This is a genomic window from Pseudomonas fjordensis (assembly GCF_976987115.1).
Genome location: NZ_OZ336860.1, coordinates 5,926,842 through 5,946,941, shown reverse-complemented (window position 1 = coordinate 5,946,941; position 20,100 = coordinate 5,926,842). Strand labels below are relative to the sequence as shown.

The following is a 20,100-nucleotide window of genomic DNA, read 5'->3' as shown; positions in this document are numbered from 1 at the left end:
CACACTCCATATCCGTGGGGGCAGTGGGTGCAGGCTCCCAGCCAGCAGCCGGTATTACCTGACAGAGGAAGACTTATGTTCGGTTTGGAGGCGCTAGATCTCGCCCGAATTCAATTCGCGTTCACCATCTCATTCCACATCCTGTTCCCGGCGATCACCATCGGCCTGGCCAGTTACCTTGCGGTACTGGAGGGCTTGTGGCTCAAGACTCATAACGATACCTACCGTGATCTCTACCATTTCTGGTCGAAGATCTTTGCCGTCAACTTCGGCATGGGCGTGGTATCGGGCCTGGTCATGGCCTACCAGTTCGGCACCAACTGGAGCCGCTTCTCGGACTTCGCCGGCGCCGTCACCGGGCCGTTGCTGACGTACGAAGTGCTCACGGCCTTCTTCCTCGAGGCCGGTTTCCTGGGCGTGATGTTATTTGGCTGGAACAAGGTGGGGCGCAAGCTGCACTTTTTTGCCACGGTGATGGTGGCTGTGGGTACGCTGATCTCCACGTTCTGGATTCTTGCCTCCAACAGCTGGATGCAGACGCCCCAGGGCTTTGAAATCATCGATGGCCGCGTGATCCCGACCGATTGGTTGGCGGTGATCTTCAACCCGTCGTTCCCCTACCGCCTGATGCACATGGCCACGGCTGCTTTTGTTGCCACGGCGTTCTTCGTCGGCTCGTCGGCGGCGTGGCATTTGCTGCGCGGTAAGGACAGCCCGGCGATCCGCAAAATGCTCTCGATGGCGATGTGGATGGCCCTGATCGTTGCGCCCATCCAGGCGGTGATTGGCGACTTCCATGGCCTTAATACCCTCAAGCATCAGCCGGCTAAGATCGCGGCGATTGAAGGCCACTGGGAAAATATCGGCAACGAGCCCACGCCGCTGATCCTGTTCGGCTGGCCGGACATGAAAGCCGAGAAAACCAAATACGCGGTCGAGATCCCGTACCTGGGCAGCCTGATCCTGACTCACTCCCTGGACAAGCAGGTGCCGGCGCTCAAGGAGTTCCCGCCTGAAGACCGTCCCAACTCGACCATTGTGTTCTGGTCGTTCCGGGTCATGGTCGGCCTGGGGTTCCTGATGATCTTCACCGGTCTGTTCAGCCTGTGGCTGCGCCGGGGCGACAAGATGTACACGTCCAAACCGTTCCTGTACCTGGCGCTGTGGATGGGCCCGTCTGGCCTGATTGCGATTCTGGCCGGTTGGTTCACCACCGAAATCGGTCGCCAGCCCTGGGTGGTCTACGGGTTGATGCGCACGGCGGATGCCTCCTCCGGGCATAGCCTGACGCAGATGACCATTACCCTGGTGTTGTTCGTGGTGGTGTACTTCGCGCTGTTCGGCGCGGGCCTGGGCTACATGATGCGCCTGGTGCGCAAAGGCCCCGTGACCCACGACAGTACCGAGCCGGCCCATGGCGGCCCTGGCCAGAAACGCACCCCGGCACGTCCGTTGTCTGCTGCCGACGATGGCAGTGATAACGACCACGACCACATCCAGCACAAGGGGAATTGAGATGGGCATTGATCTTCCGCTGATCTGGGCCGTGATCATCATCTTCGGCATCATGATGTACGTGGTCATGGACGGCTTCGACCTGGGGATCGGCATTCTTTTCCCGTTTATTCCGGGCAAAGTCGACCGTGACGTGATGATGAACACCGTGGCACCCGTATGGGACGGCAACGAAACCTGGCTGGTACTCGGCGGCGCGGCGTTGTTTGGCGCGTTCCCGCTGGCCTATTCGGTGGTGTTGTCGGCGCTGTACCTGCCGCTGATCCTGATGCTGATCGGGCTGATCTTTCGCGGCGTGGCCTTTGAGTTCCGCTTCAAGGCCAAGGACCACAAGCGTCACCTGTGGGACAAGGCGTTTATTGGCGGCTCGCTGGCGGCGACCTTCTTCCAGGGCGTGGCGCTGGGCGCCTTTATCGACGGCATCCCGGTGGTGGACCGCCAGTTCGCCGGCGGCTCACTGGACTGGCTCACGCCGTTCACGATGTTCTGCGGTGTGGCGCTGATCGTGGCGTATGCCTTGCTCGGCTGCACCTGGCTGATCATGAAGACCGAAGGCAAGTTGCAGGAGCAGATGCACAACCTGGCGCGGCCTTTGGCCTTCGTGGTGTTGGCGGTGATTGGTATCGTCAGCATCTGGACGCCGCTGACCCACCCGGAAATCGCCTCGCGCTGGTTTACCCTGCCGAACCTGTTCTGGTTCCTGCCGGTGCCGATCCTGGTGCTGGTCACCATGTACGGGTTGATCCGCGCTGTGGCACGTAACGCGCACTACACGCCGTTCCTGTTGACGCTGGTGCTGATTTTCCTCGGCTACAGCGGCCTGGGGATCAGCCTGTGGCCGAACATCATCCCGCCGTCCGTATCGATCTGGGATGCCGCCGCGCCGCCGCAAAGCCAGGGCTTCATGCTGGTGGGCACGCTGTTCATCATCCCGTTCATCCTGGGCTACACCTTCTGGAGCTACTACGTGTTCCGCGGCAAGGTCACCCACGAAGATGGCTATCACTAGGAGGGTTGAAACATGTCCAAACCTTCGTTGCACGAGATTGAACAGGCCGAGAAGCAGCCATTGTGGCGGCGCCTGGGGTGGCTGGCGATGATCTGGACCGGCAGCGTGCTGGCCCTGTTCGTGGTGGCCAGCCTGATGCGCATGTTCATGAATGCGGCAGGCCTGAGCACCCACTGACCCCAATACCAATAATGTAGGAGCGAGGGGGACGCCTAGTTCTTGCTCGCGAAAAACTCACAGACGCCGCGTTTATTCAGTAAGCACGCGTTCTCGTTGGCGTTTTTCGCGAGCAAGCTCGCTCCTACAAGTAAGCAGGGGTTTTTATTTACGCGCTTTGAGGATGACGAACTTGGGTGTGGCCGCTACTTGCTCGACGCCACGGAACAGCCGCGCCAGCTTGCTGTGGTAGCCCAGGTGACGATTGCCGACGATGTACAAGGCTCCGCCGACCACCAGCGCTTCGCGTGCCTGCTGGAACATGCGCCAGGCCAGGAAGTCACCGACCACTTGTTGTTGGTGGAACGGTGGGTTGCACAGCACCACGTCCAGCGACTGCGGCTCCTGGCCGGCCAGGCCGTCGCCGGCCTGCACGGTGACGTCCCGTTCACCCAAGGCGGCTTGCCAGTTTTCGGCGGCCGATTGCACCGCCATGTACGACTCATCCACCAAGGTGTAATGCGCATCGGGGTTGTGCAGGGCGCTGGCAATCGCCAGTACGCCGTTGCCGCAGCCCAGGTCCGCCACGCGGGCGCTGCCCAGGTTTTTTGGCAGGTGCGGCAGGAAGGCGCGGGTGCCGATGTCCAGGCCTTCGCGGCAAAACACGTTGGCGTGGTTGCGCAACTCGATGACGGGCGCATCCAAGGTATAGCGGGTTGGGTAGGGCGAAACCGCAGCAGGGCGTTGCTCGACGCTGGCGATCAACAGCCGCGCTTTTTTGACCGCCAATGAGGCGTGCATGGGGCCGATGTAACGCTCCAGCAATTCGCCCGCAGCCCGGGGCAAATGCTTGACCATCGCACCTGCGATCACCTCGGCGCCGGGCGCCAGTTGCCCTTGCAGGCGGATCAGTTGTTCTTCCAGCAACGCCAGGGTTTTCGGCACGCGGATCAATACGCGATCGAATGGCCCGGTCGCAAGCTGGCTGGCCGGTATGAAGGGCACGGCATCAAAGGGTTTGCCGTTGCGCACCAGATTTTTTTCCAGGCCCTGGGCCGCGAGGAACGAGTCACCGCTGGAGGTCACCTGCACCTGGCCTTGAAGGCTGGCCGCTAGGGCGCCGAAGCTGTCATTGAGGACCAGCACGCGGGTGGCGGCAGTAGGCTGCTGCGCGGCGAGGTGGCTGAGCAGGTATTCGTCGGCGGCATCGGAGGCTTGCAGCGGATCATTGTGTTGCTCTGGCTGACGAATCAGGTCGAGCTGGGCGAAAGGGCTGTCAAGCAGGGGCATGGCGGGGCAAGGCTCTGGGTAATCGACGGACCGTCTGAGTGAACGGCGGGGCAACCATGGGAAGCGCACCCTCAACACTCAGAATTGGCCGTAAATGTTACGTTTTTTTCAACGCGATGACATGCGGTGTTTTGCGTAGGTTAAAACAGCCCGGCTTTAGCGGCACGCAGCACCGCCTGGATCTTGTTATGCACGCCCAGCTTCTTGAAGGTACTGCTGATATGAAAGCCCACGGTGCGTTCGGACAGGCAAAGAATCGCGGCAATCTCGGAGGCCGTCTTGCCCATCGCAGACCATTTGAGGATTTCCGTTTCCCGGGCGGTCAATTTGCTGGGCGCTTTGATGTCGGGCGCGTCGGCGTACTTCTGCGCGACGACCGCATGCATCGCGTGGCAAAGCCACAACACCTGGCCAGCTTTTTCGTAAAGCTCTTCAGGGCTGACTTCGCCCTTGCTGCGAACCAGGGTCAGCATGCTGAATACACCCTGGAAATCATGCACGGCTTGGGTCCAGCCTAAATGCACCCCGCAGGACTGAGCCAACTCCCACAACTGGGGGGTGTTGGCAAAGGTTTTTTGCTCCCAGAGAATGGGCAGTACCGAATTTTTGCAGTGGGTTACAACGGGGTCTACATCGAAGTAGTGTGCTTGTTTATAAATGTGACTCCATTCGTTTGGATAGTTATTAAATAGAATGGGTTTTGTTTGAGTGTCTTGTGACTGGGAGCTCATCGTAAAAGAGCAATATTCGAAACCCAGCTCATAGGTGTGGTTAATCACCATCTCAAACACACTGGTGATTTCACTCTCGCCTTCCAGCTTGGGCAGCCGGGTGTTATGCCAATTGACCATCGGTGACTCTCCATAGGTTTCTGTGTGACTTGGGTACGTCCTGATCTCCCAATGCAACTCGAAAACAAGTGTAGGGGAAGTCCTACAACTGAGTCTGAAAAATATTTTACTTACAGGGTTTGTTTCGCACGCCGGTTTTGTACAAGGCTTGGAGTTTTGTATAAGGGCACTTGGCAGCGAAAGTTTTTTCAACGTTTTTAATGTCTTAAAAACAGTATCAAAATGATGTCGTTGTAAGTGCCGTTTCATCTAGTGAGGTGTTCGGGGGGCATTAATAGCCAAATAATTAGTTCCACTGAGGCGCCCGTGGCTTGGCCCCTGGCTAGCTCAAAAACGCGCTGGCCAGCTGCGCGGGACTTCAGCGATTGCAAAGCCAGTACCAATCATCGGTGTTTGCGCGGTCTGTTTTGAGGGACACTAACGGCCTGTGCAAAACGGAGCCCCCCATGACGGCCAGTGCTGAGAAATTTACCCGCCAGACCCTGCTCGATGTGCAATCGCTGACCCCCAGCCTGTTCACCCTGCGCACCACCCGCGATGCCGGTTTTCGTTTTACCGCCGGCCAGTTCGTGCGCCTGGGCGTTACCAAGGCGGATGGCAGCACCGTGTGGCGTGCCTATTCCATCGTGTCTTCGCCGTTTGACGAGCATCTGGATTTTTTTTCCATCGTGGTCCCCGGTGGTGAGTTCACCAGTGAACTGAGCCGCCTGAAGGTGGGCGATACCTTGCTGGTAGAGCGCCAGGCCACGGGTTTTCTGACCCTCAACCGCTTTGTCGACGGGCGCGACCTGTGGTTGCTGGGAACCGGTACGGGCATTGCGCCGTTCCTGTCGATCCTGCAGGACTTCGAAGCCTGGGAAAAATTCGAGCGCATCATCCTGGTGTACAGCGCCCGGGAAGCCAAGGAACTGGCCTACCAGTCGCTGATCAACACACTGGGTGAGCGCGAATACCTGGCCGACTACGCCCACAAGCTCACCTACATTCCCATCGTCACCCGCGAGCTGCATCCGGGCGCGTTGAACGGGCGTATTACGGCCCTGATCGAAAATGGCGAATTGGAGCGGACGGCTGGCGTGGAGCTGACGGCGCAGGATTCGCGCGTACTGATTTGCGGCAACCCGCAGATGGTCGATGACACGCGCCAGTTGCTCAAGCAGCGGGACATGCAACTGAGCCTGAGCCGACGGCCTGGCCAGGTGGCGGTAGAAAACTACTGGTAGAAAAAAGGCGCCTTACGAGGCGCCTTTTTTGCATCCGCAGGTTAAAGCGGCTTGTTGTTCTGTGCCTTGAGCAGATCGCGGATCTCGCCCAGCAGCACTTCTTCCTTGCTCGGCGTCGGCGGCAGGCTTGGGGCCACGGCCTCTTCGCGCTTGAGACGGTTGATCGCCTTCACGCCCATGAAGATTGCAAACGCGACGATCACAAAGTCGATGATGCTCTGGATGAACTTGCCGTAGGCCAGCACAACAGCGGGGACATCACCCTGTGCGGCCTTGAGCGTGACGGCCAGATCGGCAAAGTCCACGCCACCGATCAGCAGGCCGATGGGAGGCATTATCACGTCGCCTACAAATGAGGAAACAATCTTGCCGAAGGCAGCACCGATGATGATACCGACGGCCATGTCGACCACATTACCTTTGACCGCGAAGGCCTTGAACTCACTGATCACGCCCATAGGTTATTCCTTGTTACAGTTGAGGAGGGTGGAGGTCAGTGTAATTCAGTCGAACAGCGCTTGCTCGACACAACTGTTAACACTGTCGATTTTTATCGACACATTAAATCGCAAATAGTTTGCAAAGTGCCACCATTCGCGCGCGAATTACCGGCTATTTCAGCGAGTTACCAGATTATTTTCTTAATCGGGCCTGTGGTGTTTTTCTATTTATCTTCTGACTCGCAGGTCACTAGCCTCTGGCAAGCACAACTGAATGTGCATTAAAAAAAACCAGAGGAAACCTCGATGAACACTCCAATCAGCCGCAGGCCCGTGTCGGCGCGCCACGCGCTGGCCCTGGTGACCGCCAGCCTGCTTTCCCTCTCTGTGCAAGCCGCCAACCTGACCCGCGATAACGGGGCCAACGTCGGTGATAACCAGAACTCCCAGACCGCCGGCGCCAATGGCCCGGTGTTGCTGCAGGACGTGCAACTGATCCAGAAGCTGCAGCGCTTCGACCGCGAACGCATTCCAGAGCGCGTGGTGCACGCACGCGGCACGGGCGCCCATGGCACCTTCACCGTGACCGACAACCTCAGCGACCTGACCAAGGCCAAGGTATTCGCCGCCGGTGAAACCACGCCGGTGTTCGTGCGCTTCTCGGCTGTGGTGCATGGCAACCACTCCCCGGAAACCCTGCGCGACCCACGGGGCTTCGCCACCAAGTTCTATACCGCCGAAGGTAACTGGGACCTGGTCGGCAATAACTTCCCCACGTTCTTTATTCGCGATGCGATCAAGTTCCCGGACATGGTCCATGCCTTTAAACCGGACCCGCGCACTAACCTGGACGATGACTCGCGTCGTTTCGACTTCTTCTCCCATGTTCCAGAGTCCACTCGTACACTGACCGAGTTGTACTCGGACTCCGGCACCCCAGCCAGTTACCGCGAAATGGACGGCAATGGTGTACATGCCTACAAGTTGATTAACACTAAAGGTGAAGTGCACTACGTCAAGTTCCATTGGAAGAGCCTGCAGGGCATCAAGAACCTTGATCCCAAGCAAGTTACCGAAGTGCAGGGGCGTGACTACAGCCATATGACCAACGACCTGGTCACGCACATCAACAAAGGCGACTTCCCCAAGTGGGACTTGTATGTGCAGGTGCTCAAGCCTGAAGACCTGGCCAAGTTTGATTTCGACCCACTGGATGCCACCAAGATCTGGCCGAATGTGCCCGAGCGCAAAGTCGGGCAAATGGTGCTGAACCGCAACCCGGCCAATGTGTTCCAGGAAACCGAACAAGTCGCGATGGCCCCGGCCAACCTGGTACCGGGTATCGAGCCGTCGGAAGACCGCTTGCTGCAAGGCCGGGTGTTCTCCTACGCCGATACGCAGATGTACCGCCTGGGCGCGAACGCCCTGCAACTGCCGATCAACGCTCCACGGGTCACCGTCAACAACGGCAACCAGGACGGCGCGATGAACTTCGGCAAGACCACCACCGGCGTGAACTACCAACCAAGCCGCCTGTTGCCACGCGAAGAGCCACAAACCGCGCGCTACAGCCAGGCGCCGCTGGCGGGCAGCACCCAGCAGGCCAAGATCCAGCGTGAGCAGAACTTCAAGCAGGCCGGTGATCTGTACCGTTCCTACACCAAGAAAGAGCGCGAGGACTTGATCAACAACTTCGGCGGCTCATTGGCCACCACCGATGATGAGAGCAAGCACATCATCCTGTCGTTCCTCTACAAAGCGGATCCGGAATACGGCACCGGCGTCGCCAAAGTCGCCAAGGGCGACCTGGCTCGCGTGAAGGCGCTGGCGCAAAAACTGACTGACTGATTCGTTGGTTGCGGTCGGCGCCTTCACGGGCGTCGACCTTTGGCAGGAGAACACCCTATGCGCATCTCTATCGGTTTACTGATGGCCATGCTGGCCTTCGCCGCCCATGCCGAGCCCCCGGACCCGGTGGCGCTCAAGGCGCAGTTGCAGGACTACTATTTCGACGCCGCCCGTCGTGGCGACCTCGACATGCTCAACACCTTCATTGAGTCCGGCTACGGTCTCAATACCCAGGACGACAAGGGCTACACCGCGTTGATCCTGGCTGCCTATCACGGCCAGGGCCCGTACGTGGAGCGTCTGCTCGATGCCGGCGCCGACGCCTGTGTGCAGGACCAACGCGGCAACACAGCGTTGATGGGCGCCATCTTTAAAGGCGAGCTGAAAATCGCCCAGCGCCTGTTGGCCACCGACTGCAACCCTGACCAACGCAACGGCGCAGGGCAGACCGCCGCCATGTACGCCGGGTTATTCAAGCGCGTCGAGTTGCTGGGGGCGCTGCAAGCCAAAGGCGCCGACCTGAACGCCGAGGACCCTGTGGGTAACAGCGCTTCACGTTTGGCTAATGGCGAAATCCGGACCCCAGCGTCGCGCTGAGCTATCATCGCGGTTTTTCGGTTGGAGGTTCTCATATGGCAAAGGCCAAGCGCATGTACGGCTGCACAGAGTGCGGCGCGACCTTTCCCAAATGGGCGGGCCAGTGCTCCGAATGCGGCGCCTGGAACACCCTGACTGAAACCATGATCGAGAGCGGCGGTGCCGCAGCCCCCACCGGCCGTGCCGGCTGGACCGGGCAACAGGCGCAGATCAAGACCCTGGCCGAAGTCAGCGTCGAAGAGATCCCGCGCTTTTCCACCGCCTCCGGCGAACTGGACCGGGTATTGGGCGGTGGCCTGGTGGACGGCTCGGTGGTGCTGATCGGCGGTGACCCTGGCATCGGCAAGTCCACGATCCTGCTGCAAACCCTTTGCAGCATCGCCAGCCGCATGCCTGCGCTGTACGTCACGGGCGAAGAGTCCCAGCAGCAAGTGGCCATGCGCGCCCGGCGCCTGGGCTTGCCTCAGGATCAGTTGCGGGTGATGACCGAAACCTGCATCGAAAGCATCATCGCCACGGCGCGCATCGAAAAGCCCAAAGTCATGGTCATTGACTCGATCCAGACGATTTTCACCGAACAACTGCAATCGGCACCCGGCGGCGTGTCTCAGGTGCGCGAAAGCGCGGCGCTGCTGGTGCGTTACGCCAAGCAGAGCGGCACGGCGATCTTCCTGGTCGGCCACGTCACCAAGGAGGGCGCACTGGCCGGGCCACGGGTGTTGGAACACATGGTCGACACCGTGCTGTATTTCGAAGGGGAATCCGACGGTCGCCTGCGCCTGCTGCGGGCGGTGAAGAACCGCTTTGGCGCCGTCAACGAACTGGGTGTGTTTGCCATGACTGACCGGGGGCTGAAAGAAGTCTCGAACCCCTCCGCGATTTTTCTCACCCGCGCCCAGGAAGAAGTCCCAGGCAGCGTGGTGATGGCCACGTGGGAAGGCACCCGGCCGATGCTGGTGGAAGTCCAGGCGCTGGTGGATGACAGCCATTTGGCCAACCCACGGCGCGTCACCCTGGGCCTGGACCAGAACCGCCTGGCGATGTTGCTGGCGGTGCTGCACCGGCATGGCGGCATTCCGACCCACGACCAGGATGTGTTCCTCAACGTGGTGGGCGGGGTCAAGGTGCTGGAGACCGCGTCCGACCTGGCGTTGATGGCGGCGGTGATGTCCAGCCTGCGTAACCGTCCGTTGCCCCATGACTTGCTGGTGTTTGGCGAGGTGGGTTTGTCGGGCGAAGTACGCCCGGTGCCGAGTGGGCAGGAGCGCTTGAAGGAGGCGGCCAAGCATGGCTTCAAACGGGCGATTGTGCCCAAGGGCAATGCCCCGAAGGAGGCGCCGCCGGGGTTACAGATTATTGCTGTGACACGCTTGGAACAGGCGCTGGATGCCCTGTTCGAATAACCAGCGCCGGACCACCCTTGTGGGAGCGGGCTTGCTCGCGAATGCGGTGTATCAGTCATTAAATAATTGGCTGAAGGACCGCATTCGCGAGCAAGCCCGCTCCCACATTGGATGTACGTTGGCAGCTAGATCTCCAGCAGGGCGCCCAGCTCGCGCTCCAGCTCTTGCTCATCACCCAGGTTCAACTCAACGAACCTACGCAAATGGCTGATCGAATCCAGATCAATGTGTTTGCATACGAAGCCCAATTGCCCAGGATCTTCATGGGTCAGCCGCGCTTGCATCTTTATATGTGTCTTCTGGTCCAGGCGTATGTCGACATCAAAGGGCAGCGCTTTATTCCCCTTCCAGTCGTCCGGTCGTTCCACCAGCAAACCCTTGAGTGATAGATCCAGCAGTTTCACCGGCCATTCGCTGCCGTTTTGCCGAAGTTCGGCCGTGGCATCAAAGGCAATCCGGCGAAAACGGCGACGTTCAGACGCATGCTCGGTCATGGTAAAGCCCTCTGTGAATGGGAGGAGTGTAGCCCCGGGCCATCAAGGGGCGATTATTTCGGCTTTTTTTACCGGTTGAAGGCTCTAGACCAACGTAGGGGGCTGGTCTTTGAGGCCAGTAGCGCTAAACTCGGGCTGGCTGTCCTTTCTGTCCACCCTGGCTGGAATATAAAAATGAAAAATAATAATAGCCTGCTACGCCACTTACCCTGGCTGGTGCTGGCAATTGTAGGAGCGTGCGCCCTGGGCGTAGTGGCCTTGCGCCGCGGCGAGGCGATCAACGCCTTGTGGATTGTGGTCGCTGCAGTAGCCATCTACCTGGTTGCGTACCGTTACTACAGTCTGTTCATCGCCAACAACGTGATGCAACTCGACCCTCGGCGGGCAACCCCTGCGGTGGTCAACAACGATGGTCTGGACTATGTGCCGACCAACAAACACATTCTTTTCGGTCACCACTTTGCGGCGATTGCCGGTGCAGGCCCGTTGGTCGGCCCGGTGCTGGCGGCGCAAATGGGCTATCTGCCCGGCACCCTCTGGCTGATTGCCGGGGTGGTGCTGGCCGGTGCGGTGCAAGACTTCATGGTCCTGTTCCTGTCCACCCGTCGCAACGGCCGTTCCCTGGGGGATATGGTTCGCGAAGAGATGGGCCGCATTCCCGGGACCATCGCGCTGTTCGGCTGCTTCCTGATCATGATCATCATCCTCGCGGTGTTGGCGCTGATCGTGGTCAAGGCCCTGGCCGAGAGCCCATGGGGCATCTTCACGGTGATGGCGACCATCCCGATCGCGATGTTCATGGGCATCTACATGCGCTACATCCGCCCGGGCCGCATCGGTGAAATCTCGATCATCGGCGTGCTGTTGCTGCTGGGTTCGATCTGGCTGGGCGGGCAGATTGCCGCTGACCCGGTGTGGGCCAAGGCGTTCACCTTCACCGGTATCCAGATCACCTGGATGCTGATCGGCTACGGTTTCGTGGCCGCTGTGCTGCCGGTGTGGCTGATCCTGGCGCCCCGCGACTACCTGTCGACGTTCCTGAAAATCGGCACCATCATCGCCCTGGCGATTGGCATCCTGGTCACCATGCCTGACCTGAAAATGCCGGCACTCACCCAGTTCATCGACGGCACCGGCCCGGTGTGGAAGGGCGGCCTGTTCCCGTTCCTGTTCATCACCATTGCCTGTGGCGCGGTCTCGGGCTTCCATGCGCTGATCTCCTCGGGCACCACGCCCAAGCTGTTGGCCAGTGAAAGCCATGCCCGTTACATCGGTTACGGCGGCATGCTGATGGAGTCGTTCGTGGCCATCATGGCGATGGTTGCCGCCTCGGTGATCGAGCCTGGCGTGTACTTCGCCATGAACAGCCCGGCCGCCATTGTCGGCACCGACGTGGTTACCGTGGCGCAGACGGTCAGCAGTTGGGGCTTTGCCATTACGCCTGAGGCGCTCTCTGCCGTGGCCCACGATATCGGCGAAACCACCATCCTGGCGCGTGCCGGCGGTGCGCCGACGTTGGCGGTGGGTATCGCGCAGATCCTGCACAGTGTGCTGCCGGGTGAAAACACCATGGCGTTCTGGTACCACTTTGCGATCCTGTTCGAAGCGCTGTTCATCCTCACGGCGGTCGACGCCGGTACCCGTGCCGGTCGTTTCATGCTGCAAGACCTGCTGGGTTCGTTCGTGCCGGCGCTCAAGCGTACCGAGTCTTGGACTGCCAACCTTATCGCCACGGCCGGTTGCGTGGCCATGTGGGGCTACTTGCTGTACCAAGGCGTGATCGACCCGCTGGGTGGTATCAACACCTTGTGGCCGCTGTTCGGTATCTCCAACCAGATGCTGGCGGGTATCGCGCTGATGCTGGCGACCGTTGTGCTGATCAAGATGAAGCGCCAGCGCTACATCTGGGTGACCATGTTGCCAGCGGTGTGGCTGTTGATCTGCACCACCACTGCGGGCTTCATCAAGCTGTTCGACGCCAACCCGGCGATCGGCTTCCTGTCGCTGGCCAAGAAATACAGCGATGCCCTGGCTAACGGCCAGATCCTGGCCCCGGCCAAGAGCATCGACCAGATGCAGCACGTGATCTGGAACGCCTACACCAACGCAACGCTGACGGCGCTGTTCCTGTTCGTGGTGTTCAGCATCCTGTTCTATGCGCTCAAGGTGGGTGTCGCCGCCTGGGGCAACAAAGAGCGTACGGATAAAGAAGCCCCGTTCCAGGCTGTACCGGACGCGTAAACGAGGATTGCAAACATGTTCAATGACATCAGTCGCCTCGGTAAATACCTCGGTCAGGCCGCCCGCCTGATGGTCGGCATGCCCGACTACGACACTTACGTCGAGCATATGCAAACCAAACACCCGGACAAGCCGGTGATGGACTACAAGGCGTTCTTCCGGGAACGCCAGGAAGCCCGTTACGGCGGCAAGGGTGGGCCCAAGTGCTGTTAAGTTGGTAAAACTGCCTTACCTGTAGGAGCGAGCTTGCTCGCGAAAAACCCAAGGACACCACGTGCATCCAGACAGCACGCGTTATCGTTGACGTTCTTCGCGAGCAAGCTCGCTCCTACAGTTGTTTTTGCGTCCCCATTTTTCAGGAGAATCTCTTTGTCCTCTCCCATCCCCGTTACCATCCTCAGCGGCTTCCTCGGCGCCGGCAAGACCACCTTGCTGCGCCACCTGCTCAAAGCCGAGCACGGCTTGAAAATCGCCGTGATCGAAAACGAATTCAGTGACGCCGGTATCGACACCCAACTGCTGGGCGACGAGCCGGTGCAAGTGATGACCCTGTCCAACGGCTGCGTGTGCTGCACCATCCACACCGACCTGACCAAGGCCCTATACCTGCTGCTTGAACGCCTGGACAGCGGCGAGATCGCCTTCGACCGCCTGGTGATCGAATGCACCGGCCTGGCCGACCCCGCACCGGTGGCCCAGACCTTTTTCATCGACGAAGAACTGCGCGAGCGCTATATCCTCGACGGCATCATCACCCTGGTGGATGCGGCCCACGCCGAGCATCATCTGACCCAGACCATCGCCCAGGCCCAGATCGGCTTTGCCGACCGCTTGTTGGTGAGCAAGCGCGACCTGGTAGACGACGCCACCTTCGACGCCCTCAGCCAGCGCCTCACCCGCATCAACCGCCGTGCGCCGATTCGCGTGGTAGACCACGGCAAGATTGACCTGGCCGAATTGCTGGATGTGCGCGGTTTCAACCTCAACGCCGGCATGAGCCTGCGCCCGGTCAGTGCAGCGCCTTCGGTCGACCGTATTTCCAGCCTGGTGCTGCGCACCGACCAGCCGCTGGATATCGACCGTCTCAGCGAGTTCATGAACGAACTGCTGGAAGATCATGGCAAACAACTGCTGCGTTACAAAGGCGTACTGAATATTGCCGGGGAGGATCGACGCATGGTGTTCCAGGGCGTGTTGAAGCTCTATGGCTTCGACTGGGATACCGAATGGGCCGAGGGCGAGGCGCGCGAAAGTGTGATTGTGTTTATTGCCGATGAGCTGCCGGAAGACAAGATCCGCCAAGGCTTTGAGCGGATCTATCAGGCATAAAAAAGCCCACTTGTAGGAGCGAGCTTGCTCGCGAAGAACTCACAGGCAACGCATGCACCCAAGATGCACGCGTTATCGTTGACGTTTTTCGCGAGCAAGCTCGCTCCTACAGTGGGCTTCTTGGTATTACGCGCCGTATACCGGCAGCTTCTTGCAGATGGCCTTGACCTTCTCACGTACCGCGTCGATCACGGCTTCGTTGTTCAGGTCGGCCAGGATGTCGCAGATCCAGCCGGCCAGTTCCTTGCACTCGGCTTCCTTGAAACCACGGGTGGTCACAGCCGGAGTGCCGAAGCGCAGGCCGGAGGTGACGAACGGCGAACGTGGGTCGTTCGGCACGGAGTTTTTGTTCACGGTGATGAAGGCTTTGCCGAGGGCAGCGTCAGCATCTTTACCGGAAATGTCCTGCTTGATCAGCGACAGCAGGAACAGGTGGTTTTCGGTACCGCCGGACACCACGTCAAAGCCGCGCTCGATGAACACGCTGGCCATGGTCTTGGCGTTCTTGACCACTTGTTGCTGGTAGGTCTTGAACTCAGGCTGCAGTGCTTCCTTGAAGCAGATCGCCTTGGCCGCGATCACGTGCTCCAGCGGGCCGCCTTGGGCGCCCGGGAAAACGGCGGAGTTGAGCTTCTTCTCGATCTCGGCGTTGGCACGTGCCAGGATCAGGCCGCCACGTGGACCGCGCAGGGTCTTGTGGGTCGTGGTGGTGACCACGTCAGCGTAAGGCACTGGGTTGGGGTAAACGCCCGCAGCTACCAGACCGGCCACGTGGGCCATGTCGACAAACAGGTAGGCACCGACCTTGTCGGCGATTTCACGGAAGCGTGGGAAATCCAGGATCTGCGAGTAGGCAGAGAAACCGGCCACGATCATTTTTGGCTTGTGTTCGACGGCCAGACGCTCAACTTCGTCGTAGTCGATCAGGCCGTTGGCATCGATACCGTATTGAACAGCGTTGTACAGCTTGCCGGAGGACGAAACCGTGGCGCCGTGGGTCAGGTGGCCACCGTGGGCCAGGCTCATGCCCAGGATGGTGTCGCCGCCTTGCAGCAGGGCCAGGTACACGGCGCTGTTGGCTTGGGAACCGGCGTGTGGCTGAACGTTGGCGTAATCGGCGCCGAACAGCTCTTTTGCACGGTCGATGGCCAACTGCTCAACCACGTCGACGTACTCGCAACCACCGTAGTAGCGCTTGCCTGGGTAGCCTTCGGCGTACTTGTTGGTCAGAACCGAACCTTGAGCCTCCATCACCGCAGGGCTGGTGTAGTTTTCCGAAGCGATCAGCTCAATGTGCTCTTCCTGGCGCACGGCTTCTTGCTCCATGGCGGCGAAGAGATCGGCGTCGTACTTGGCAATAGTCAAATCACGGCTGAACATGGCGGTCCTCAAGGATCGGGGGCAGAAAAGGAGGGCATTCTAACCCAATGGGTTTTAGATGGCATATGAAAGGACATCATGTCGCGGACAAGTGGGGTTCATCTGGGGGGTGGTGGGTGTGATGGCGTACATCTGTAGGAGCGAGCTTGCTCGCGAAAAACGTCAACGATAACGCGTGCATCCTGAATGAACGCGGCGCCTGTGAGTTTTTCGCGAGCAAGCTCGCTCCTACAAAAAAACCTAAGCCCCCCACAGCTTTCAGTCAAACATGAAGAGGGCATCATTACTGAACTGCACCTCAAACCGATTCGCCGGCATCGGCCGCCCGAACAGGTAGCCCTGCACCTCATCACAGCCATGCTCACGCAGGAAGTCCAACTGCTCATGGGTTTCCACGCCTTCGGCAATCACCGCCAGGTTCAGGCTGTGGGCCATGGCAATAATCGCCCGGGCAATCTGCGCGTCCTGCTCACCCGAGGGCAGGCCGTCGACGAAGGTGCGGTCGATCTTCAGCACGTCGATGGGGAATTGCTTGAGGTAGTTGAGCGACGAATAACCAGTGCCAAAGTCATCCACCGCGATGCTCAGGCCCAGGTTCTTCAGGCTGGCGAGGATCTGCAGGGCTTCGTTGACTTCGCGCATCAGGATGCTTTCGGTCAGCTCCAGCTCCAGGCACGCCGGCGGCAGGCCGGTGTCCTTGAGGATGGTGGCGATGCGCGTGCCCAACTGGCCGTCGGAGAACTGCCGCGCCGAAATATTCACTGAAACTTTAGGCACGCGCACTTTGTTCTGGTGCCAGGCCTTGAGCTGGCGGCAGGCTTCGCTGATCACCCAGTCGCCCACATCCACCACCAGCCCGAGTTCTTCCAATACCGGGATGAAATCCCCAGGGGGCACCAGCCCGCGACGCGGGTGGCGCCAGCGCAGCAGGGCTTCGGCGCCGGTCAGGCGTTTGCCGTCGCCGCTGAATTGCGGCTGGTAATACAGCACGAATTCGTTCTGGTCCAAGGCGTGGCGCAGGTCGCTTTCCAGTTCCAGGCGCTCCAGGGCACTGGCGTTCATGTCGGCCTGGTAGAACTGGAAGTTGTTCTTGCCGCGCTCTTTAGCGTGATACATCGCCGTGTCGGCGTTTTTCATCAGTTGGCTCAGCTCGTTGCCGTCTTGCGGGCTCAGGGCGATGCCGATACTGGCGGTCACGAAGAACTCGCGGCCTTCCAACACAAAGGGTTTGACCAGGCTGGCGAGGATCTGCTCGGCCACATGGATCGCACGGTTCAGCGCCATTTCGCGGCTGACCCGTGGTTGCAAAAGCAGGGTGAATTCGTCGCCGCCCATGCGCGCCACGGTGTCGTCTTCGGCCACACAGCCGAGCAGGCGCGTGGCCATTTCCTTGAGCATGCGGTCGCCGGCCGCGTGGCCGAGGGAGTCGTTGATCGGTTTGAAGCGGTCGAGGTCGAGGAACATCAGCACCACCCACGACTTCTGCCGTTCGGCGGACTGCAACGCGGTGTGCAAGCGGTCCTGGAACAGCGTGCGGTTGGGCAAGTGGGTCAGCGCGTCGTAGTAGGCCAGGCGGTGGATGCGCTGCTCACTGGCCTTGCGCTCGCTGATATCGCTGAAGAAACACACGTAGCTGGCCAGGTCGCCTTCATCGTCGAACACCGCAGTAATGCCGACCCAGGCCGGGTAATGCTCGCCATTGAGACGCTTGAGCCACACCTCGCCTTCCCAGGTGCTGTGCTGGTGCAATTGCTTGAGCACATAACGCAGGTGGGCTTCCTGCTGCTCATCGACGGTGAGCATATTGGGCAACTGGTCGAGCACATCGCTCACCGCATAGCCGCTGACCCGGCTGAACGCCTCGTTGGCCTGCACGATGTAACCGGCCGGGTCGGTGATCAGGATCGCCGAGGTCGAGTGTTCGAATACCGTGGCCGCCATGCGCAGGTCTTTTTCGGCGCGGCGTTGCTGGCTGATATCGCGGCCCACGCCGAGGATGCCTTCAAACGCGCCATGTTCATCCCACACCAGCACCAGGCGCAGCTCTATCGGCACCTTGCGCCCGTCGGCGCGCAGGCAGTCGAACAGAAACAGCTGGGTCTGCACTTCATCGCGCAAGGTGTTCAAGGCCTCAGCGTTGCCGAGGGCGCGGCTGACCTGCTCCATCAGGCTGTAAATGCCGGTCAACTGCTGCGGGTTGGCAACGATTGATTGCCAGCCGTTCTTGAACACCCAGTCCACGTCATAGCCCAGCACGGTGTTGACCGAGGGGCTGATGTAGTTGAGCGCCAGTTGGCTGTCGGTGGAGCAGATCACGTCGCTGATGCTTTCGGCCAGCATCCGGTAGCGCTGTTCACTGTCGCGCAGCGATTCACTGGCCTCGATCTGGTCGGTAATGTCCTTGGCCACGCCGATGATCCGAGTGACCACCGTTGACGTATCGCGGGCCAGGGCCTGTTCGCGGATATCGAAGCGGCGCCACTGGTTATTGCGGTGGCGAAAGCGCAGTTGGCAGTGCAGTTGGGTGGTGTAAGCGGCTTGGCGTTGCTGCTGGCGCAAATCGTGGTAATGCTCGGCGTCTTCGGGGTGCAGCAGGATTTCCCAGAAGTACTCACCCATTTGCTGCAGTTCGGCCTTGTTGTAGCCCAGGGTGTGGCCCAGATGGTGGTTGCTGAAAATCATGCGCTGGCTGATCACGTCCTGCACATACAGGTGATCGGGCACGGTGCGCACCACATCCGACCAGAAGCTTTCACGCTCCACCAGCGACAACTCGATCAGCTTGCGGCTGGTGATGTCACTGATGCTGAGGATCACCGCCTTGACGTCATCCTGCTGCTCCGGCAAACGCATCACCAGCCACAGGTACTGTTCGTTGCCGACCACGTCGTTGAGCTGGATTTCCAGCTCCAGCTGTTTTTGCCGGGTCAGTACGGCTTCCAGCACCTGATAGCCGATGGACGTAGCATTGCTCGGGCAATCATCGATCAGGCGCTCCCAGGCTTGCTCGCAGGACGCGACGTTCAGCAGGCGCACGGCCATCTGGTTGACCTCGGTGACGCGCAACTCCTTGAGCAGTTGCTTGCGCTGCGTGGGGTTGGCCTGCAACCAATCGTGCAACTGCTCGCGGCTTTGCACCTGGGTTTTGTCGCAAAACGCCTTGAGCCCCGACAGGTCCAGCACGCACAAGGCCACGCCGGTGCCTTCGAAGATGTCCTGATAGCGCCGCCGGCCTTCATTCACCTGGCGTTGGCGGCGGCGCATGTTGAGCAGCACGATCACCGGGATCAGCGAAAACGCCAGGCCGAGCAGGCACTTGCCGATAAAGGCCGGCAGCAGCTGTTCCAGCACCGCACCGCGGTCAAACATGCCGCGCAGTTGCCAATCGCTTTTGCTCAACGGCGTGACCAGCACGCTGCGGTTCAATTCTTCCGGCGTCAGGGCGCCGGACCACTGCGCCGGCATCCCGCTGTCACGGCTGACCACACGGTGGTTCAGGTTGTTCTCGATCGCCCACATCGGGCGTTGGCCCTGGACATCCTGGCGCGTGAGGTTGGCCAGATAATTGGGCGCCAGGCGCAAGGCCCAGTACACCTTGGAGCCACCGCTGGGTTGGTGCAGCAACAGATAGATGACCGTGCCGTCGTTGTCGTTGCTCAGGTAGTAGGACTGGGCGTGACTGCGCTTGACCAGGTCTTCGAGCAGGGCACTGTCTCGGCTGCCTTGGGCAGTGTCGCTGATCAGGGCGCCGCTGGGGGCGAGCAGGGCGAAGCTGCGCAAATCCGGCAGGGAGCGCTGCAGGGAGCGCATCAAGGCCTGTTGCTGTTCGGCGGTGCGCGGTGGTTCGAGGATGGGCAGCAGGTTCAGGGCGATCTGCGCGCTCAGGGCCATGTTCTGGCTGATCTGCTCGGCCAGGTCGGCGCTGTAGTCGATGGTGTATTGCTGTTGGTTTTTCTGGTTTTGCTGCAGTTGGTCAAGCAACTGCCAGAACAATAAGGCGAGCAACAGCAGGACAAGCGTCGCCAACGCGCCTTTCAAGGTGCCGTGCAGGGGCGCTCCCGGCGCAATATGAGCGGCGCGCAAGGGCGTGGGCGGCGTGACGTTGGACAAACTGTGATCCTGCGGTTTGGCTGGACTGGCGCGCGACGTGCACTATAAGCCGGACGCCCGAAGGGCGGCTAGCATGCCTTGAGTTGTGGCAAAGTGCCAGTCCTGCCTGGCTGGACTGCCCCAGCGCATTCAGGTAGCTTTGCCGGTTACGCGGGGGCGTTCCAGCCCCAGACATTCAGGCTTTTTTTGCTCGCTGGCATTGATGATAGTCAAA

16 protein-coding genes are annotated in these 20,100 nt (G+C 60.0%); 10 read left to right on the top strand and 6 right to left on the bottom strand.

What is annotated here, in order from left to right:
- The first annotated feature begins 75 nt into the window (after positions 1 to 75).
- From ACWHXD_RS27180 to ACWHXD_RS27170, 3 genes are read left to right on the top strand one after another with little or no spacing between them, the layout of a single operon-like run.
- Positions 76 to 1,515, top strand: coding sequence for a cytochrome ubiquinol oxidase subunit I (locus ACWHXD_RS27180; RefSeq protein WP_032895227.1), 1,440 nt, complete (start codon positions 76 to 78; stop codon positions 1,513 to 1,515).
- Position 1,516: 1 nt separating this feature from the next.
- Positions 1,517 to 2,524, top strand: a complete 1,008-nt coding sequence (gene cydB / locus ACWHXD_RS27175) for a cytochrome d ubiquinol oxidase subunit II (RefSeq protein ID WP_014720024.1) — start codon at positions 1,517 to 1,519, stop codon at positions 2,522 to 2,524.
- Between the two features lie 12 nt (positions 2,525 to 2,536).
- Positions 2,537 to 2,701: a DUF2474 domain-containing protein gene (locus tag ACWHXD_RS27170; RefSeq protein ID WP_003194328.1), complete on the top strand. Its 165-nt coding sequence runs from the start codon at positions 2,537 to 2,539 to the stop codon at positions 2,699 to 2,701.
- A 144-nt stretch (positions 2,702 to 2,845) separates the two neighbouring features.
- On the opposite strand, the gene ACWHXD_RS27165 is transcribed toward ACWHXD_RS27170, so the two are convergent.
- Positions 2,846 to 3,970: a methyltransferase gene (locus tag ACWHXD_RS27165; RefSeq protein WP_138761900.1), complete on the bottom strand. Its 1,125-nt coding sequence runs from the start codon at positions 3,968 to 3,970 to the stop codon at positions 2,846 to 2,848.
- A gap of 140 nt (positions 3,971 to 4,110) precedes the next feature.
- Entirely contained in the window at positions 4,111 to 4,821 is a 711-nt protein-coding gene (locus ACWHXD_RS27160) for a helix-turn-helix transcriptional regulator (RefSeq protein WP_032895231.1), read from the bottom strand.
- 446 nt (positions 4,822 to 5,267) lie between these two features.
- On the opposite strand from ACWHXD_RS27160, the gene ACWHXD_RS27155 reads away from it, so the two are divergent.
- Positions 5,268 to 6,044, top strand: a complete 777-nt coding sequence (locus ACWHXD_RS27155; RefSeq protein WP_138761901.1) for a ferredoxin--NADP reductase — start codon at positions 5,268 to 5,270, stop codon at positions 6,042 to 6,044.
- Positions 6,045 to 6,085: 41 nt separating this feature from the next.
- On the opposite strand, the gene mscL is transcribed toward ACWHXD_RS27155, so the two are convergent.
- Positions 6,086 to 6,502 carry a large-conductance mechanosensitive channel protein MscL gene (mscL, locus tag ACWHXD_RS27150; protein ID WP_019818024.1) on the bottom strand — a complete coding sequence of 139 codons (417 nt, stop codon included), beginning with the start codon at positions 6,500 to 6,502 and terminating at the stop codon, positions 6,086 to 6,088.
- A gap of 288 nt (positions 6,503 to 6,790) precedes the next feature.
- Here mscL and katB point away from each other — a divergent pair, with 288 nt between their 5' ends.
- From katB to radA, 3 genes are read left to right on the top strand one after another with little or no spacing between them, the layout of a single operon-like run.
- Entirely contained in the window at positions 6,791 to 8,332 is a 1,542-nt protein-coding gene (gene katB / locus ACWHXD_RS27145; RefSeq protein WP_138761902.1) for a catalase KatB, read from the top strand.
- 57 nt (positions 8,333 to 8,389) lie between these two features.
- Positions 8,390 to 8,929 carry an ankyrin repeat domain-containing protein gene (locus ACWHXD_RS27140; protein ID WP_138761903.1) on the top strand — a complete coding sequence of 180 codons (540 nt, stop codon included), beginning with the start codon at positions 8,390 to 8,392 and terminating at the stop codon, positions 8,927 to 8,929.
- A 35-nt stretch (positions 8,930 to 8,964) separates the two neighbouring features.
- Positions 8,965 to 10,332 (top strand): DNA repair protein RadA, encoded by a 1,368-nt coding sequence (gene radA, locus ACWHXD_RS27135; protein ID WP_003194313.1) that lies wholly within the window; start codon positions 8,965 to 8,967, stop codon positions 10,330 to 10,332.
- A 125-nt stretch (positions 10,333 to 10,457) separates the two neighbouring features.
- Here radA and ACWHXD_RS27130 read toward each other — a convergent pair whose 3' ends face one another.
- The gene (locus tag ACWHXD_RS27130; RefSeq protein WP_094774581.1) at positions 10,458 to 10,826 is read right to left on the bottom strand and encodes a PilZ domain-containing protein; all 369 of its coding nucleotides are present in this window, start codon (positions 10,824 to 10,826) and stop codon (positions 10,458 to 10,460) included.
- 174 nt (positions 10,827 to 11,000) lie between these two features.
- On the opposite strand from ACWHXD_RS27130, the gene ACWHXD_RS27125 reads away from it, so the two are divergent.
- The 3 genes from ACWHXD_RS27125 to yjiA all read left to right on the top strand — a co-directional run bounded on the left by ACWHXD_RS27125 (position 11,001) and on the right by yjiA (position 14,396).
- Positions 11,001 to 13,067, top strand: coding sequence for a carbon starvation CstA family protein (locus ACWHXD_RS27125; RefSeq protein ID WP_003194310.1), 2,067 nt, complete (start codon positions 11,001 to 11,003; stop codon positions 13,065 to 13,067).
- Between the two features lie 15 nt (positions 13,068 to 13,082).
- A complete protein-coding gene (locus ACWHXD_RS27120; RefSeq protein WP_003194308.1) occupies positions 13,083 to 13,280 on the top strand; it encodes a YbdD/YjiX family protein in 198 nt (65 codons plus the stop codon).
- 156 nt (positions 13,281 to 13,436) lie between these two features.
- Complete coding sequence (gene yjiA, locus ACWHXD_RS27115) at positions 13,437 to 14,396, top strand: GTPase (RefSeq protein WP_098952608.1); 960 nt, start codon at positions 13,437 to 13,439, stop codon at positions 14,394 to 14,396.
- Between the two features lie 126 nt (positions 14,397 to 14,522).
- On the opposite strand, the gene glyA is transcribed toward yjiA, so the two are convergent.
- Together glyA and ACWHXD_RS27105 are read right to left on the bottom strand one after the other, a co-directional pair.
- The gene (gene glyA / locus ACWHXD_RS27110; RefSeq protein ID WP_003194304.1) at positions 14,523 to 15,776 is read right to left on the bottom strand and encodes a serine hydroxymethyltransferase; all 1,254 of its coding nucleotides are present in this window, start codon (positions 15,774 to 15,776) and stop codon (positions 14,523 to 14,525) included.
- 258 nt (positions 15,777 to 16,034) lie between these two features.
- Entirely contained in the window at positions 16,035 to 19,886 is a 3,852-nt protein-coding gene (locus ACWHXD_RS27105) for a sensor domain-containing protein (RefSeq protein ID WP_138761904.1), read from the bottom strand.
- Positions 19,887 to 20,100 lie beyond the last annotated feature (214 nt).

Bases quoted from the DNA above. Each gene is read 5' to 3' on its own strand.
- ACWHXD_RS27180 (WP_032895227.1), top strand. From the start codon at position 76: ATGTTCGGTTTGGAGGCGCTAGATCTCGCCCGAATTCAATTCGCGTTC.
- cydB (WP_014720024.1), top strand. From the start codon at position 1,517: ATGGGCATTGATCTTCCGCTGATCTGGGCCGTGATCATCATCTTCGGC.
- ACWHXD_RS27170 (WP_003194328.1), top strand. From the start codon at position 2,537: ATGTCCAAACCTTCGTTGCACGAGATTGAACAGGCCGAGAAGCAGCCA.
- ACWHXD_RS27165 (WP_138761900.1), bottom strand. From the start codon at position 3,970: ATGCCCCTGCTTGACAGCCCTTTCGCCCAGCTCGACCTGATTCGTCAG.
- ACWHXD_RS27160 (WP_032895231.1), bottom strand. From the start codon at position 4,821: ATGGTCAATTGGCATAACACCCGGCTGCCCAAGCTGGAAGGCGAGAGT.
- ACWHXD_RS27155 (WP_138761901.1), top strand. From the start codon at position 5,268: ATGACGGCCAGTGCTGAGAAATTTACCCGCCAGACCCTGCTCGATGTG.
- mscL (WP_019818024.1), bottom strand. From the start codon at position 6,502: ATGGGCGTGATCAGTGAGTTCAAGGCCTTCGCGGTCAAAGGTAATGTG.
- katB (WP_138761902.1), top strand. From the start codon at position 6,791: ATGAACACTCCAATCAGCCGCAGGCCCGTGTCGGCGCGCCACGCGCTG.
- ACWHXD_RS27140 (WP_138761903.1), top strand. From the start codon at position 8,390: ATGCGCATCTCTATCGGTTTACTGATGGCCATGCTGGCCTTCGCCGCC.
- radA (WP_003194313.1), top strand. From the start codon at position 8,965: ATGGCAAAGGCCAAGCGCATGTACGGCTGCACAGAGTGCGGCGCGACC.
- ACWHXD_RS27130 (WP_094774581.1), bottom strand. From the start codon at position 10,826: ATGACCGAGCATGCGTCTGAACGTCGCCGTTTTCGCCGGATTGCCTTT.
- ACWHXD_RS27125 (WP_003194310.1), top strand. From the start codon at position 11,001: ATGAAAAATAATAATAGCCTGCTACGCCACTTACCCTGGCTGGTGCTG.
- ACWHXD_RS27120 (WP_003194308.1), top strand. From the start codon at position 13,083: ATGTTCAATGACATCAGTCGCCTCGGTAAATACCTCGGTCAGGCCGCC.
- glyA (WP_003194304.1), bottom strand. From the start codon at position 15,776: ATGTTCAGCCGTGATTTGACTATTGCCAAGTACGACGCCGATCTCTTC.